Source organism: Mycobacterium sp. (assembly GCF_035314665.1).
Classification (GTDB): Bacteria; Actinomycetota; Actinomycetes; order Mycobacteriales; family Mycobacteriaceae; genus Mycobacterium.
The window spans coordinates 1-18,123 of record NZ_DATFZD010000106.1; the positions used below are offsets into that span (position 1 = coordinate 1).

Consider the following 18,123-nt stretch of genomic DNA (forward strand, 5'->3'; position numbering starts at 1 on the left):
ACCGTCGATGTGAAGGATTTCGCCGGTGATCTCGGCATTCACTCGGTCTGCTCGGCGAGCGTAGTCGATGGCCAGTGAGCGGGCGACCAGTCCCCCTCTGGGTCCGTGGTTTGCCCCACCTCGATCAGATGACCGTCGGGATCGCGAATGTAGCAACGGATCTCGTACTGGTGCTGTTTCGGCGGCGTCAGGAATTGAGCACCCCGGGCGCTCCATTCGGCGTACACGGCCTCGATGTCTGCGACTCGGATATTGAGGAAGCTGCTGACCCGGTCGGGATCGCGGGGCGTCTCCAGGCTGACCGACGGCTTGTCATCGGTCGGGCCTCCACCGACATTGATGATGATAAAGCTGTTGGCTAGTGCGACGTATGTCACCGCGTCACCCCCCTCGCCGGAGAAGACCACCCTGCCGCCGAGTACTTCGGTATAGAAGCGCCGAGAACGCTCGACATCGTCCGAGACGATGAAGTGGGCCAGCACAATTCCCTCTGGGGGCGGTGGGAGCTCGGCCATCTGGTATCCCCACTGGTTGGGTCTCACACCCCGCTGACGACGGGGTGTGCAGCCGATGCTATCAACATCGCGCCGGTCGAGGCGCACACAATCCTCAAGCAGAACCCCGTCCACACCGCTTCCAAGCACGCGCTGCTCGGCCTGACACCAAGGCGACGGTATCGGATTACGCCCAGCACGGGATCCGGATCGACACGGTCTCGGCCGGCGTGATCCGCACGCCCCTGACCATGGCCGAGGGACAAACGGACGTGACCGAGCTACCACCACCAACAACCCCTAAAACCATTGCCGCAACATAGGAGCATCTGATAATCAAGTTGGAACGCCGACCCGGCGCTGAGAGCTATTTGCCGAGCTGACCAACGAGTTATTGGACAGTTCTCGGCACTTGTCGCAGCGAAGTGCGGTTCGACCGTCGATGGCAACAGGAGTGGCACGAGGTCGAATCCGCGCTGGTCCGGTTAGAGGCCCGTCTACGTAGTCTGCTAGCGCAGGAAGGCAGTTGAGTCAAGCGAACGCCAACGTTGTTTGAACGCGGCACGACCCCTGGATCTGAGATGGGAGCTAGAGCAGCCAGCGCGTTCGCGACCACTGGCTCGGTGGCCAATGTCAGGTGTAACCCATCCGTTGCCGCAGCTCGGGACCGTGATGGTGACCGTCGTTGGCAGGTAGTCCCGGCTTGAAGTCGGAGGGTACCAGCAGCCTTCCGATGGCTTTTTCGAGGCACCGAAAGCACACCCTTCCATCGATGCCGGAACCGAAACCGGAACTCGCCCATATTTCGTCGGTGACCATATACAGATCGTTGTCGGGGCTTTTGCAGCGGCTGCATCGCATGTCCAGCAGGGCGTGGTTCCATTCGTACGGATGCAGCGCGCTGTTGTCCCACTCGAACTCTCGCCAGCCGTGCGCTCCGTGAACCCGTACAAGTGCCGCGCCTGTTTCGTCTCGGTACTCATCCTCGAGGTTCTCGATCACGTGCTCGACATCGCTCAGCGTGTCCAGTGCCTCGCCCCAATCACCATCGATCTGGTCGTCGTAACCGGAGACAGTGAGTACCCAGAGGATAAGAACGCCGTCTTCTGGCTGGTACTCGAATTCCGTCACCGTCTCAGCGTAGCTACGACGACCGACCCAACCGGGCCGGCGTTGAGGTGCTGCCTCATACGTCACAGTGACGCATGTGCGGCTACTAGTTCGGCACGATCGTCCGTCGTCGATTCGCCGGAAGCTGGGCCAGGTAGCCCAAAAGGACCGCGTGCCCATTGGCTGAGTGCACTCTGCGGTGACCCGTCTCAGTCAGTGGAGGCATCCGTCGCCGTTTATTCGCCGCCAATGACCGGGAATCGACCGGAATGGACGGGCCCTCGCCGGATACGTTGGCGGCCGAAAAGTATTGTTACGCAGGCGAAGACGGGTACAATCGGGCATCGTCGGGAAAGGCCAGTAGCAAATCCGTTGGTCGCGGGTTCGAGCCCTGCCCGCCCGAGCGGCCTCGCTGTATGAGCTCGGCTGATTCTTGACAGTTACTTCGGCTGATCCTTGACGCTCATTCCATAAGGGAGGCGGTGCTGCTGGAGCTGCCTCGCACCCGGCCGTATTGGGGCCGCGCCGGCCGGTGCCAAAAACTGACTGAATTTCATCATTCACCTCACGGATAACCGTTAGCGTTGGATGAACGGCAGGGCTTCGCCAGGTTGGGCGGTTTGCCGGGCCGGCGACACTGAGCTCAGGACTTGACATGCGCAGCGGGCCTGTGACTTTTGAACTTGGAGGCACGTGATGACCGCCAGCACGGGGGGCAACCGTGAAACCCACACAGCTCCCGAGCGTCGGCTGTCCTCCCTGGATACGTTGCCCAGGGTTGGAATCCGGGACTTGGCGCGTGACCACGGCCGGTTCTTCCGGCCTGGGAGGCAACGCTCGCCATTGTGGGGCCTGGGCGACCGCTTCCTGATCGATGTTCATATGGGTCCGAAGGTAGTCATCACCTCGTCCCCTCAGGACGCCAAAGCGGTCTTCGCCGACCGGGACGGCGCGCTCTCTTTCGGCGAGATGCTGCGCCGCTTTACGCCCCATGAGCCGCTGTTCGGCAGCGACGCGTACATCTTCCGTGAGGGCGAGGCTCACCTGACGGAGCGCCGCAAGATCGCGCCGCCGTTACACGGCAAGGTGCTCAAGTCTTACGAGCGCGCGATGGTTGACATCGTGCTCCGGAGGTTGCCGGACTATCCGCTCGGCAAGCCTGTCAGGTTCAGCACCATCGGCGGACAGCTCGCGCTCGACGTCATGATGACGGTGATCTTCGGCGTCTCGAAGCCCGAGCGGATGCGGCGCTTGGAGCGCGCGATGCTCGCCTACGGCGCGGTTGCGGAGAGCCCAAGCTTCCTCGGCGTCGGCATGCTGTCGACGGCGCTACGCGGCCGCTGGGCGGCCATCCCGCGGTTAGCGCGCACCGCCGCCGCGGTCGACGCGATCGTCCTCGAGGAGATCGCCGAGCGCCGGCGTACGGGATCACGCAGCGACGACTGCCTGACCATCTATCTGGAGCTCAACGAGCAGGAGGACGAGCCCCACGACGACGCATTCCTGGCGCGCTCGATGCGCGGGCTGATGCTGGCCGGCTACGCGGCCACGACGGTCACTCTCGGCTGGTTTGCCGACCTGCTTGTCCACCACTCCGACGCGCTCGCAGCACTCGAGCAGAGCCTGGCCCGCGGCGAGGAGGGTTACCTCGACGCGGCCATCGCTGAGACGTTGCGGCTGCGCCCGGCGTTGCCGTTCACCGGCCGCCGCGCGCTAGCGGCCTTCAACCTCAACGGGCTGCTCGTCCCCCGCGGCGCGTTCATCATGATTGCGATCATGGCGCTGCACGAGCGCGCCGACCTTTATCCTGACCCGCTCGCGTTTCGGCCCGAACGATTTCTGAGCTCGCGACCGCAGGCCTACACCTGGGTGCCGTTCGGCGGCGGTGCGCACTACTGCCTTGGCGCGGAGTTCGCGCTGTTCGAGGCGCGCGTGCTGTTGCGGACCCTGTTCCAGCACCGTCGGCTCCGCGCGGCCGACGGTCGCCGCGGCGGTCGCTCTAGCCGCAAACACCCATTACCGGTGCCGGCTGGCGGGGCCCCAGTCGTGCTGACCGCGCGCGACTGAACCGGTGAGCCGCCAGGTGAAGTTGCTCAGCTAATCGAGCTGCTGCCTCGCGCAGCGCACCAGTCTCCCCGGTTGCCATTTTCGCCCGATTCAGGCACTCCGGCCGGGCGGCAAGGGCCGAAATGCCCTTCCGGGCAATGGTGTGCCAGAGGTAGTGGCGGTTCGCACAACGGTTAACTGCAACGCCTCTTTGGGTCACCGGATGGGAGGCCACTAGTAACCCGGTCATGGTGAGCCTGGCGAGTCGTGGCGAATCAGGCTCGCCGGCATTTCTGTGGCGAGCGTGGGTATCGGCTCGCATCCCAGACGCGGTGCATAAACCAAGCGCTGCTGCTGGCGTCAAGATAAAGTGACGAGAACCCACAGCTCAAGATCAGGTGACGAGATGCCAGAGGACACGGCGTTCACGGCACGAACTCTGCTGGACCTTGTGCGGCACGGAGCAGAGCGTTATCGAGACAAGGTTGCATTTGACTATTGTCGCTATTCCCCCGCCGGGGAAGAGCATAGCCGGTTGACCTATCACGAACTGGACATCAAGGCTCGGGCAATCGCGTCGACTTTGCAACGACAGGGCGCTGCGGGCGAACGTGTACTGGTCCTCTGCCCCTCGGGCCTGGACTTTGTCGCCGGCTTCTTCGGATGTATCTATGCCGGAGCCACCGCGGTACCGGTGCACCCGCCGGTGCGCAGCCGGGTAATCGGCCGCGTCGCGTCGATTGTCGCGGATACCCAAGCGCGTTTTGCGCTGACCACCGCCGAGTCGCAGTCGGAGCTCAAGGCCGTGGTGGACGAGTTGCCCGGTGGGGATCGCCTGCAGTGGCGTGCCGCGGACGCCGTCCTCCCAGCCGCCGCAGCGGAGTGGGTTGAGCCAGACGTCGACCCGAGCGCAACCGCCTTCTTGCAGTACACCTCGGGCTCGACGAGCTCGCCCAGAGGCGTCGTGGTGACGCACGGCAACCTACTCCACAACCTGGAGGCCATCCGGGGGGCATGCAGCGACCACGACATCGGCGTGTTCTGGCTGCCGCTCCATCACGATATGGGTCTCATCGGTGGTGTCCTCGAAACGCTTTACCTGGGAGGCACGTCCTTCCTCATGCCGCCGGAGGCTTTCATCGAGCGCCCGATGCGTTGGCTGGATGCTATTTCCCGACACGGCGCCACGATCACCGCCGCGCCGAACTTCGCCTACGAGCTTTGCATCGAACACAGCAGCGCGGAGGAACGCGCGGCGCTCGATCTGTCGAACTGGTCGACGGCCTTGTGTGGCGCGGAGCCGGTGCGTGTGGCGACCCTCCAGCGGTTCACCAACGCCTTCGCCGTGGCTGGCTTTCGGCCGGAGACGTTCCATCCGGTGTATGGGCTGGCCGAGGCGACCTTGCTGGTGTCGGGTGGGTCCGATTCCACCGTGCCGGTGGTGCGACACGTGGACGCCATCGCGCTGCGCGAGCACCGCGTGCTGGAGGTTGCGCCCCAACACCCTGCCGCGACGCCGTTCGTCGGCTGCGGTCGGGTACAGCACGGCCAGGAGATCGTCATCGTGGACCCCGCGGCGCGGCGGCCGAGCCGGGCCGGCGAGGTCGGGGAGATTTGGCTCGCCGGGGGAAGCGTCGCGCGGGGCTATTGGCGCAGGCCGGCCGAGACGGAGGAGACATTCTCGGCGTTCCTCTCAGAGACCGGGCGCGGACCGTTCCTGCGCACAGGGGACCTGGGTTTTCAACTGGAAGACGAATTGTTCGTCACCGGACGGCTGAAGGATCTCATCATCATCCGTGGCCGTAACTACTACCCCGAAGACATCGAGGCCACGGTGCAGGACAGCCATCCGGCGCTGCTGCGCGGCCGCGGGGCGGCCTTCTCGGTCACGCCGGCATCGGGCGGCGCCGAACAGCTGATCGTCGTGCAGGAGGTTGACCGCAGTCGGATCGCTGAGGCCGACGTCAGCGAGGTCATCGCCGCAATCCGGACCGCGATCACCGCGCAGCATGAGATCCAGGCGCACGCCGTCCTTTTGGTGGAGCCGCTACGGATCCCCACCACGTCGAGTGGCAAGATCCGGCGCAGCAGGTGCCGGCAGCGGTTCCTCGACGGCGCCCTCGCGCTGTTCGCCGAGTGGCGCCAGCCTCCTGCAAGCGATTCCCAGCCGGTCGCACCGCCTGACAACGCGGCACCGGGGCGCGCCGGGCAGCTCGCGGAGGAAATCGCGGCTTGGTTCGTCTCGCAGCTTTCTTCCGAGCTCGGCCTCTTACCGACGGAGATCGAGACCACCGTGCCGTTCGCCCATTACGGTCTTGACTCGGTCCATGCCATCCGGCTGACCGCCGCGCTGCAAGGCTGGCTGGGACGCGAGCTCTCGCCCACACTCGCGTACGAGTACCCGACGATCGACCTCATTTCCAAATTTTTGGCCGAGGACGCACCCGCCGACGGACGCACCGCCGCACCGAACGGGATCAACGTCGACGCGCGCGCCGAAAGCGCGGATGAGCCGATCGCCATCGTTGGCATCGGCTGCCGGTTTCCGGGTGCCGACGGGCCGGCGGCCTTCTGGCGGCTGCTTTCCAACGGCGTGGACGCCATCACCGAGATATCGCCGGACCGCTGGGGCGCGGACGCCTTCTACCGCCCGGATGTGACCACCACGGCAACGCGTTGGGGTGGGTTCCTCGATCAGGTGGACCAGTTCGACCCGGAGTTTTTCGGCATCTCGCCGAGAGAGTCGGTGCGAATGGACCCGCAGCAACGTCTGCTGCTGGAGGTGGCGTGGGAGGCGTTGGAAGACGCCGGGCAGGTGCCGAAGCGGCTCGAGGGCAGCCGGACCGGGGTGTTCATCGGCATCTCCACAAACGAGTACGGGCCCCTCCAGTTTGGCCGGCTTGCGCTTGTCGACGCCTACACCGGCACCGGAAACGCATTGAGCATCGCCGCCAACCGGCTCTCATACGTCCTCGACTTCCGCGGACCAAGTATGGCGATCGACACCGCCTGCTCGTCGTCGTTGCTCGCCATCCACCTGGCATGCCGCAGCCTGCGCGAGGGCGACTGCACGCTCGCCCTCGCTGGCGGCGCGAACATCATCCTGTCGCCGGCGCTGTCTATAAACTTCAGCAAGGCCGGGGTGATGGCAGCCGACGGCCGCTGCAAGACTTTCGACGCCCGGGCTGACGGATACGTGCGGGGCGAAGGCGCCGCGATCGTCGTGCTTAAGCCGTTGAGTCAGGCGTTGGCCGACGGTGACCCGATCTACGCGGTGATCCGTGGCAGCGCGACCAACCAAGACGGTCGGACCAACGGGTTGATGGCCCCCAGCCGGCAGTCGCAGGAGGCCGTGTTGGCCGAGGCCTACCGGCGGGCGGATCTGTCGCCAGGTGTGGTCGAGTACGTCGAAGCGCACGGCTCGGGCACGTCCCTGGGCGACACGATCGAGGCGAAAGCGCTCGGTACGGTTCTGGCGGAGGGCCGCGCGCCGGGCAGCCGGTGCCTGGTCGGTTCGGTCAAGACCAACATCGGCCACCTGGAGGCGGCGGCCGGGGTGGCCGGGCTCATCAAAGTAGCGCTGGCGCTTCGCCACCGGATGATTCCGCCGAGCCTGAACTTCACCGTGCCCAACCCGCACATCCCATTCGACAGCCTGCCATTGCGCGTCGCGGAGAGCCTCACTCCGTGGCCGGAGAACGGCGGCCGAGCGGTCGCGGGAGTCAGCGCGTTCGGCTTCGGCGGCGTCAACGCACACGTCGTGCTGACCGAGGCTCCGCCGGTTCGGCTGACGCAGCCGGCGGACGACACGGTGGAGGATCGCGTGGAGCTCCTTCCGGTGTCCGCCCGGTCCCCCGAGGCCTTGGCCGCACTTGCGGGCCGCTACGAGGAGGCGCTTGCGGCCGGGATGCCGCTTACCGATCTTTGTTACACAGCGGGCGCGCGGCGCGGCCACCACGATCATCGGTTGGCCGTGGTCGGCGGCTCGCCCGCGGAGTTGTCAGAGTCTCTCGCCGCGTACCGGCAGGGAGTGCCTCACCCCGGACTCTCCTCCGGACATTGCCGTCCCGGCCCACGACCGGGCGTGGTCTTCGTCTTCTCCGGCCAGGGCTCGCAGTGGTTCGGCATGGGACAGCGGTTGTATGCGCAGGAGCCGGTGTTTCGGCATGCGCTGGCGATGTGCGACCGCGCCATGCGCCCGCACCTGGACGGATCCGTACTCACCGAACTTCTGGCCGACCATGGCGATTCCTGGCTGAGCGACATCGGCATGGTCCAGCCCGCGATCTTCGCGGTCCAGGTTGCGCTGGCCGCACTGTGGCGGTCATGGGGGGTCGAGCCAGAGGCCGTGGTAGGCCACAGCCTGGGTGAGGTGGCGGCGGCACACGTCGCGGGCGCTCTGAGCTTGGAAGATGCGGCACAGGTCATCTGCGGGCGGGCTCGGCTGCTCCGGCGGCCGTCTTGCCGCGGGGCCATGGTGGCCGCGGAGCTCTCCCTTGCGGAAGCGCAGGAGCTCATCGCCGGCCGGCAGAATCGGGTCGCCGTCGCGGCGATCAACAGCCATCGATCGATGGTGCTTTCCGGCGATCCCGCGGTGTTGACCGATCTCGTCACGGTGCTGCAGCAGCGCGGCCGATTCTGTCGCTGGGTGAATGTCGACGTGGCCTCCCATGGCCCGCAGATGGACCCGCTGCGCGCCGATCTGAAAAACGCGCTCGCCGGGCTGCGGCCTGCGGCTGCAGGGATACCCATGTACTCGACGGTGACCGGCGACGTGCTGGCCGACGGGGCGCTCGACGACGCCTACTGGGTGGAGAACCTCTGCTCGCCGGTGCGTTTTTCGGTGGCGGTGCGACGGCTGCTCGAGCTGGGCCGTGACACGTTCCTGGAGGTCAGCCCGCATCCGATCCTGCTGAGCGCGGTGCGAGAGGACGCGGAGGACAGTGGCCGCGCTTGCACCGTGCTGCCGTCGATGCGCCGTGATGACGGGGGACGCGCCACCGTGCTCGCGTCGCTCGGCACTCTCTACACCCGCGGGCAGCCCGTTGCATGGGAGCAGCTGCATCCCTGGGGTGGCCGATGCGTGGCGGCGCCCACCTACCCCTGGCAGCGCCATCGGTTCTGGCCGGACGCGACCACCGCGAGCGATGCGCCGGTAGGGCGGGCCGTGTCCGACCAGCTGCCCTGGCGTGGGCCGCTGCGCTCGTCCGTAGACCCGCAGACGGTGTTCTGTGAAATCGAGATCAGCACCGAGCTGATGCCGGTGCTGACGGACCATCGGGTCCACGGTTCAGTAGTCCTCCCGGCGGCGACTCTCCTCAAGTTTGTGTTGTCCGGGGCCGCGGCGGCCTTCGGTGCAGCGAGGCGTCTGCTCCGTGACGTCGTCTTCCACCGGTCGCTCGCGCTCGCCGACGCGCAGCAGCGCACGGTGCAGGTCGTACTCCGGGGGGATCCGCTGGGCACGGTCTTCTTCGAGTGCTACGCCCTGGATATCGGCACGCCGGGATCGTCGGGGTGGTCGCTGCTCGCAAGCGGCACCGTCGATACGGGTGAGCCGGACGCCGCCGACGGTGGACGGCATCTCCCCGAGGAAACCCTGAACTACTGTCCAGAGGCGATCCCCGGGCCGTCGTTCTATCGCCTCCTGGCAGAACACGGCCTCCAGTACGGGCCAGGCTTCCAGGCGGTGGAAGAGATCTGGCGCCGCGACGGGGAGGCGATCGCCCGGCTGACACCACCGGTGGCGGGCGGCTCCACAGCCGACGATGACGACTTCGACGCCCAAGTCCTGGATGCCTGCTTCCAGGTCCTGGCCGCGACGCTTCCCGCACGCATCGCCGCCGCCGGGCCGGCGCGCGATACATACCCGCCGGCGCGCGATACGTACCTGCCGGTGGGTGTGGCCGAACTGCGAAGTCAAGGGACTTCCCAGGGCGGGGCGTGGTGCCATGCGTTGCTGCGCCCGGCGCCCGACCCCGAGCCGGATACCGTCGAAGGTGACGTGTTCTTGCTACGCGAGGACGGGCAGGTGGTGCTGTCGGCCCGTGGGCTGCGTCTTCAGCGGGTCGCGGGGGACATGCCTGCGAAGGAAGCATCGGATCTGCACGACCGAATTTACGAGCTGCGGTGGCAGCTCGCGACACAAACCCCGCCGGACGACGCTTCGAGCCGGTCGGTCGAAGACGCTCAGAGCCGGTCGGTCGAAGCGGGAAGCTGGCTGATCTTCAGCGACGGCAGTGCCATCTCGGACACACTGCGGGATCACCTCGAGTGGCATTCTCAGACGTGCGTGCTGGTTGAGCCGGGCGTCGACTTCGAGCGCGTCGGACCGGACGGGTACCGCCTCGATCCGGCGCAGCCGCAGCACTTTCGCCGACTCTTAGAAGAAGCGTTCGGGGCCAATCGGCCACCCTGCCGTGGCGTAGCGCACTTGTGGAGCCTGCTGTCCGCAACGCCGGGGGAGACGTCGACCGACTCGCTGGAGTCGGCGCGGGTGCTGGGCACGTTGAGCGTGCTGCATCTCGCGCAGGCACTGACGCTGGTCGGCTGGCCGGACACTCCGCGCCTATGGCTGGTGACACGGGGGGCGCAGGTGGCCGACGCCGTCGTCGCGCCCGTGTCGATCGCTCAGGCGCCGTTGTGGGGGATGGGCCGCAGCATCGACCACGAGCACCCCGAGGTGCGCTGTTCGCGAGTCGACCTGTCGGCGGACGGAGGGCCCGAAGAGCTTCGGGCCCTGTTCGACGAGTTGTGGGCGGATGGCCCCGAGCATGACGTGGCCCTGCGTGGCAGCCTGCGCTACGTCGCGCGGCTCGCCCGCCATGACGACGCGGGTCACCCGGTACGCCCTCCCGCGCCGGCCCAGCCCCATGCGCAGGACCAGCCCCCCGCGCGCGGTACCGATGTGGCGTTCCGGATGGAGTATGCGGTGCCGGGCGTGCTCGACGATATTCGGGCCCAGGCCGCCACCCGGCGGGTGCCCGGGTCGGATGAGGTCGAGATCCGTGTGCATGCCGCGGGGCTCAACTTCATGGACGCGATGCGGGCCCTCGGCGTGTATCCCGGTCAGGTCGATGGGCCGGTGCGGGTGGGGATCGAATGCGCCGGCACAGTCACCGCCGTCGGCGACGGCGTTGACGGGTTTCGGGTGGGGGACGCCGTCGTCGCGTTGGCGATGGACGGCGTCGGCTCGTTCGTGACTACCCGTGCGTGCCTGGTGGCCGTGATGCCGGCGCAGCTGAGTTTCCAGGCAGCGGCCTCGCTACCGATCGCATACCTGACGGCCTACTACGCCCTTCATGAACAGGCACGGCTGCGCCGCGGGGAGCGCGTCCTCATCCATTCCGCGGCCGGCGGCGTCGGTCTTGCGGCGGTCGAGGTCGCCCGCTGGCTCGGCGCGACGGTGTATGCAACCGCTGGCACCCCGGAGAAGCGAGACCACCTGTACGCACTCGGCGTCGAGCACGTCTCGGACTCACGTTCCCTCGCGTTCGCCGATGAGGTACTCAGCGCTACCGGGGGCGAGGGCGTCGATGTCGTGCTCAATTCGTTGACGGGCGAGGCGATCGCCAAGGGCCTGACGGTCCTGAGGCCGTTTGGCCGCTTTCTGGAGATCGGTAAGCGCGACCTCTACGGGCACGGCCGGCTACGCCTGTGGCAGCTGCGGCACAACGCGTCGTACATGGTCATCGATCTGGCGCAACTTGTCGTCGATCGTCCCCATGATGTCGGCGCCCTGTTGCGCCGGATCGTGGCGTGCGTCGAGCAGGGCGCATTGCGCCCGCCGCCCGTGCGTACGTTCCCAGTTGGGGAGACCGCCGCAGCCGTTCGGTGCCTGGTGCAGGGCAAACAAATCGGCAAGGTCGTCGTGTCGCTGGACCAAGGCGTGCCACCAGTTGCCCACCCCGCCGAGCCCCCGGTCGGGTTCGAAGCCGAAGCCACGTATCTGATCACCGGCGGCCTTGGCGGGCTTGGCCGTGCCGTCGCCACGTGGATGGTCGACCAGGGCGCCCGGCATCTGGTGCTGATGGGGCGTGGCCCCGCCTCGAAGTCCGCGCAGGTGACGGTCGACGCGATGCGAGCGGCCGGCAGTGAGGTCATCGTCGCGCGCGGGGACGTCGCCAGGGCGGACCAGGTCGCGGCCGTGGTCGAGTCAATCCGCGCGTCAATGCCGCCGCTGCGTGGGGTCGTGCACGCGGCGGGAATCCTCGACGACGGTATCCTTGCGCGCCTCGACGAGCGACGCCTGCGCGACGTCATGGCGCCCAAGGTTGAGGGCGCCTGGAACCTGCACGCGCTGACCCGAGACGCGGCACTGGACTTCTTCGTGCTCTTCTCGTCGGCCGCGTCGGTGCTGGGTTCGCCGGGTCAGGCGCACTACGCGGCGGCGAACGCATTCCTGGATGCGTTGGCGTGGCATCGGCGGGCGGAGGATCGGCCGGCGTTGAGCATCAACTGGGGACCATGGGCCGAGGTCGGTCTCGCCACTCGGCCCGAACAACTGCGTCACCTCATCGAGCACGGCGTCGAGCCCATGCCGGCGGCTGACGGCGTCCAGGCGCTGTCGCACCTGCTTCGGGTGTCCGCCACGCAGGTTGCCGTCCTGCGGGTCAACTGGGCCCAGTGGCGCACCGGGCTACGCCCCGGCATGGATCGACCCCTGCTCGCGTACCTCGGTCCCGAGTCGTTGAACGGCGAGCTGACGACGGGCGGCGCGCGTGCACCGGGAGCTCACCTTGACGGCACGCGTGCACCAGGAGCTCACCTCGACGACGAGGTGCGCCGCACGGGCCCGGCGGAGCGCCAGCGGCTGCTCGAGTCCTACCTGCGCGATCAAGCAGCCGGCAAACTCGGTCTGGCACCGTCGCGGCTGGACATCGAACTGCCCCTCAACCATCTCGGCGTCGACTCGCTGATCGCGACGGAGCTGCGTACCCAGATCGAGCGCGACTTGGGCATCGTCGTGCCGGTCGTCACGCTGCTGGATGGACCAACCATTACGCAGCTCGCCACCCGGCTTGGCGACCGCCTTTCCGACGTCGGTCCAGCCCGGCCCGATCCGACCCCGGCAGCCGACACGCGCGGAACGCCGCCGGGGGAGGCGCCGGCCCAGGCGGCGACCGATGTCGCGGATGTTTCGGCCTTGGTGCATCCGTTGTCGTACGGACAACGGTCCCTGTGGTTCCTCCATAAACTCGCGCCGGCCAGCCCGGCCTACACCATCACCTATGCCGGGGGGATCACGGGTGACGTCGATGTGTCGGCGCTGGAACGCGCCGCCCAGGCGCTTGTCGAGCGGCACCCGATACTGCGCACTACGTACGCCGTACACGACGGCCAGCCGGTTCAAGTCGTTCATCCGCAGGGGCCGGTGCGGATCGCCCGACACGACCTGGGCCCCGACGAGCTGCACCTCCACGAATGGCTACGTCGGGAGTCCAATCGTCCGTTCGACCTGCAGACGGGCCCGGTGCTCCGGCTCAGTCTGCTACGGCGCACACCCAACGAGCATGTCCTGGTCCTGGTGGTGCATCACATCGCCGTCGACTTCTGGTCTATCGACGTCATTCTCGACGAGCTGCGCCTGCTTTACGCCGCAGAACACGGTTCAGACCCGCCCCCGCCTTGCCCGGAGCGCTACGTCGACTACGTGGACTGGCAGATCCAGATGCTCTCGGGTGCCGAGGGGGAACGCCTCTGGGGTTACTGGCGCCGGCAGTTGGCCGGCGACATCCCGAACGTCCAGTTACCCATCGACCGGCCACGACCGGCGGCTCAGACCTATCGCGGGGCGGTGCATGGCTTCATCCTCGACGGTCGGCTGGGTACTGGGGTCAAGGAGGTGGGCCGGAGGGCCGGCGCGACGCCGTACATGACGTTCCTAGCGGCCTACGCCACGCTGCTGCACCGCTACAGCGGCCAGGACGACCTCCCCATCGGCTCACCATTCGGCTGCCGCGACCGGCCGGGGCTGGAGGGCCTAGTCGGCTACCTTGCCAACCCGGTAGTTCTTCGCGCCGACCTGCACGGCGACCCGACGTTCGCGTCGTTGCTGGGCCGTGTCAAGGAGACGGTTCTGGAGGCGCTCGCGCACTCGGACTACCCCTTCGCGCTGCTCGTCGAGCGGCTCCGGCCGGCCCGTGACCTGAGCCATACACCGCTCTTCCAGGTCTCGTTCGCCTGGGAACAGCCGCGCCGCTTCCAGGACGGGCCGGGCGCTACGGCCGCGGCCGGAGGTCCGGGGAGGCTGGACCTGAACACGATACACATCGGCCAGGGCGGTGCGCCCGTGGACTTGATGATGCAAGTGGCCGATTCGGACGGGCAGTTCACTTGCGTGTTGCAGTACAACACGGACCTTTTCGATGAGGCGACGATCGAGCGTATGGCCAGGCACTTCGTGACGCTGCTGGGCGGCATCGTCGCCGACCCTGACAGGCGCTTGTCGGAGCTGCCGCTGCTCACCGAAACGGAGCGCCGTGAGCAGGCGGCGTGGAACGAAAGCCAGGTCCGTTACGAGGCCCCCGACTGCGTTCATGAGATGGTGGCGGCGACGGCTCGACGACGCCCGGATGCGATCGCCGTATGGTTTGACGACCGCGAGATGACCTACGCGGAGCTCGACCGGCGCACGGGTGCGCTGGTACATCGGCTGCAGCGCCTGGGTGTCGGGCCGGACAGCATCGTTGCTGTCCTCCTCGACCGCTCAGAAGACCTGGTCGTGGCCTTCCTGGGCGTGCTCAAGGCGGGTGGCGCCGTCATGCCGCTGGACCCAGCGCAACCGACAAACCGCATTTCCGCCATGATGACCGACGCCGGCGTGCCCGTCTGCGTCACGCACCAGCGACATCTGCAACGGCTGCAAGGGTTTACTGGTCACCGGCTGTGCCTCGACCTCTCGTCGACGTCGGAAGCCGAGCACGCCATCCCGGCCCCCGCCGGCACGACATCGGCCAGCCCCGCCTATGTCATCCACACCTCCGGCTCCACTGGTGTCCCGAAGGCGGCGATCAACACCCACGGGGGATTCCGCAACTACCTGCTGTGGATGCAGGCAACCTACCAGCTCACCGTCGACGACCGGGTGCTTCACCACACGCCGGTGACCTTCGACGCTTCGGTGGCGGAGATCTTCTTGCCGTTGATCGTCGGGGCACGGCTTGTCATCGCACAACCTGAGGGCCACAAGGACCCCGCCTACCTTGCTCGGACCATCGCCGAGCAGTCCGTCACCCAGGTGGTGCATTTCGTGCCGTCGATTCTGCGCTCCTTCCTTGCCGAGCCGGCCGTGACCGCCTGCGTCGGGCTGCGCAGGGTGTCGTGCGGCGGCGAAGTGCTGCCGTACGAACTCGCTCAGCGCTTCCTGGCCACGCTGGATGCCGAGCTGTGGAACGAGTACGGCCCCGCTGAGACCGCGATCACCACCACCGCTTTTCACTGCAAGGCTGGTGCCTTCAACCCCCCGGTCCCGATCGGGCGACCGATCGCCAACGTCCGCGTCCATCTCCTGGACGCCCACCTCCAACCGGTGCCAGTGGGTGTGCCGGGCGAGCTCTTCGTCGGCGGGGTCGGCGTGGGCGGCGGCTACCTCAACCAACCCGACCCGACGGCAGCCAGATTCATCGCCGACCCGTTCGCCGACGAACCCGTCGAACTGCTGTACCGCACCGGTGACCTGGCTCGGTACCTGCCAGACGGCAACATCGAGTACCTGGGACGCCTCGACGACCAGGTGGAGATCCACGGCGTGCGGATCGAGCCGCGCGAGGTCGAGGCTGCACTGGAGAAACACCCCAGAGTTCGGGAGAACGTGGTGGTCGCCGGGAACGACGGCCGTGGGAACACCCGTCTGGTCGCCTATGTCGTGGCGGCGGGCGAACCCGCGCCGACCACTGCTGAGCTGCGCCGCTTCCTCCTCGACTGGCTTCCCGCAGCGATGGTGCCGGCCGTCTTCTGTGTGACGGAGGCACTGCCGCGCACGTCGAGCGGAAAGGTGGACCGCCGGGCTCTCGCGGCGGCGGACGAAGCGGCGCCGGTGCAGGAGCCGACCTTCGTCGCTCCGCGCACGCGCGCCGAAACGATCCTTGCCGAGATCTGGCGCGAGGTGCTCGATGTGGAACGCGTTGGCGTTCACGACGACTTCTTCGCACTCGGTGGCTGCTCGACCCACAGCCTGGAGGTCGCGGTAAAAGCGAACGAAGCCGGCCTACCGCTGAAACCAGAGTCGGTGTTCTTATTCGGCACGGTCGCCGAGCTGGCTGCCGAATACGACCAGGCCGCCGAATACGACCAGGCTGCCGAGGACGCTCCGGATCTCGGAGACACTGCGAAACACTTGAACGGAAGTCAGGTCATCACATCGCGCGCAGCGGAGGACTGCCTCGCCGCACTCGGTCCTGGTGTACCCGTGCATGCGAACGGCCAGCAGACGCGAAACACGGTGATCGAAAGCATCGGCACGTACCTGCCCGCAGAGGTGATGTCGACCGAGAGCGTCCTCGCCGGATGCGTCAACGACATCGGCATACCGTTGGAACGCCTGACCGGCATCAAGCGCAGGCGGGTGGCCGGGCACGGCGAGTTCTCGATCGACCTCGCCCGGCAGGCGGTGGTTGACTGCCTGGCCCGGTCGAGCTACGGGCCCGAGGAGATTGATCTGGTCATCTCCTGCAACATCTCCCGCTACGACGGGCCCGGGCACAAATTCGTCTTCGAGCCCAGCACCGCGGCGCGGTTACGGGATCAATGCGGCCTGGCAAACGCGCTTGCCTTCGACATCACCAACGCGTGCGCAGGGATGTTCACCGGCATCACCGTGGCCGACGCATTCCTCCAGACTGGGCTGGTCCAGCGCGCCATGGTGGTCAGCGGCGAATACATCACCCACCTCACCGAGACCGCGCAGAAGGAAATCGAGGGGCCGATGGACGCGCGTCTGGCGTGCCTGACCCTGGGTGATGCCGGCGCCGCGGTGATTCTGGAGCGCGGTCCCAACGGCCGCGTCGGCTTCCACGACATCGATATGGCCACCCTCGGCCGTTACAGCAACCTGTGCGTGGCCAAGGCGACCGACGGGCCTCACGGCGGCGCCATCATGCTCTGCGACTCCATCGCCGCGACGGCGGCGGCGGTCAAGCGTTCAGTGCCATACGTCACCGCGGTGATGAGTCGGCACGGGTGGCGGCCCGAGCACTGCGATCACATCGTCATGCATCAGACGTCGGAAGCATCGCTCAACGACGCGGTATTCGCGGTGAACCGGATGTTTGGGCACGCCGTCGCCCATCCGGGCAACATCATTTCCAACCTGGCCGAGCGGGGAAACACCGCCAGCACGACACACTTCGTGGCGCTCAGCGACCACATCCGGGGGAACCGGATCCAGTCCGGAGACAACGTGGTCTTCGGCATCAGCGGCTCCGGACAAACCGTCGGCGCCGCGCTATACACCTTCGACGACTTGCCCGACCGGCTGCGCCGGGGGTCCAATGGCCACCGCGGCGGCAGGCGCTCGACAGGCTTACGCTCACGCTCCACGCAGCGACCAGTTACGCACCGCGTCCGCATCGAAGGGGTCGGCACCGCCCATGCCGACCAGTCCGGTCCTCGACGCGCGGTCGACCTCGCGGTGCAGGCCGCCGCGGCTTGCCTCGACCACGGTGATCTCGACCGGGCGGCGCTCGGTCTGATCATTCACGCCGGGGTGTACCGCGACGACTTCATCTGCGAACCGGCCATCGCCGCGCTGGTCGCCGGCGAGTTAGGGGTGAACGACGACCTGGAGTCTCCGGACGACCCCAAGACTCTCGCCTTCGACGTACTCAATGGCGCGGTCGGATTCCTTAACGCCTGCCAGGTCGGCGTTCAGATGATCAGCGCAGGAAAGGCCGAACACGCGATGGTTGTGGCTTCCGAGGTGGAAAACAACACCCCGGAAAGCGCCCATCCTTTGCTCGGCATCAGAGAGACGGGCTCGGCTGTGATCCTGGGCCACTCCGATGGCACAACGGGCTTCGGCCAGTTCGTGTTCCATCACCATCCTGAGTACGGGCGGGCACTGTCCACGTACGTCCAGCACCGAAATGGACAGAGCTGGCTCCAGGTCGATCGCGATCCAGAGCTGGAAGCCCACTACCGGGATACGATCCCCGCTGCTGTCGAGGAACTGTTGAAGTTGGAGGGACTGGACCGCTCGCAGATCGCTGTCGTGTTCCCCCCATACCTGTCGGTCGCGGGCCGCGCGGAACTGGCCGCGCGCATCGGCATCCCGACCTCGCGGTTCGTCGATGTCGCCGCCGACGCCGACCTTTTCACCTCTTCCTTGCCGTATGCGCTGGAGCACGCCTGGCGGCACACACGGGTCAGTTCTGGCGATGTCGGCTTGATCGTGAGCGTCGGCTCAGGCGTCCAGGTCGGCTGCGCCACGTACCGCTTCTGATGCCGTCCGCTCCGCTTCTGATGCCATCCGCTTTGC

At 67.1% G+C, this 18,123-nt stretch carries 4 protein-coding genes; 2 read left to right on the top strand and 2 right to left on the bottom strand.

Features of this window, described 5'->3' with window-relative positions:
• Positions 1 to 38 precede the first annotated feature (38 nt).
• Both VKI00_RS08080 and VKI00_RS08085 read right to left on the bottom strand, forming a co-directional pair.
• Positions 39 to 515, bottom strand: coding sequence for a VOC family protein (locus VKI00_RS08080; protein ID WP_324436571.1), 477 nt, complete (start codon positions 513 to 515; stop codon positions 39 to 41).
• Positions 516 to 1,127: 612 nt separating this feature from the next.
• Positions 1,128 to 1,625, bottom strand: a complete 498-nt coding sequence (locus tag VKI00_RS08085) for a hypothetical protein (RefSeq protein WP_324436572.1) — start codon at positions 1,623 to 1,625, stop codon at positions 1,128 to 1,130.
• Positions 1,626 to 2,300: 675 nt separating this feature from the next.
• On the opposite strand from VKI00_RS08085, the gene VKI00_RS08090 reads away from it, so the two are divergent.
• Together VKI00_RS08090 and VKI00_RS08095 are read left to right on the top strand one after the other, a co-directional pair.
• A complete protein-coding gene (locus VKI00_RS08090) occupies positions 2,301 to 3,671 on the top strand; it encodes a cytochrome P450 (protein ID WP_324436573.1) in 1,371 nt (456 codons plus the stop codon).
• A gap of 385 nt (positions 3,672 to 4,056) precedes the next feature.
• Positions 4,057 to 18,087 carry a non-ribosomal peptide synthetase/type I polyketide synthase gene (locus VKI00_RS08095; RefSeq protein ID WP_324436575.1) on the top strand — a complete coding sequence of 4,677 codons (14,031 nt, stop codon included), beginning with the start codon at positions 4,057 to 4,059 and terminating at the stop codon, positions 18,085 to 18,087.
• Positions 18,088 to 18,123: the final 36 nt, after the last annotated feature.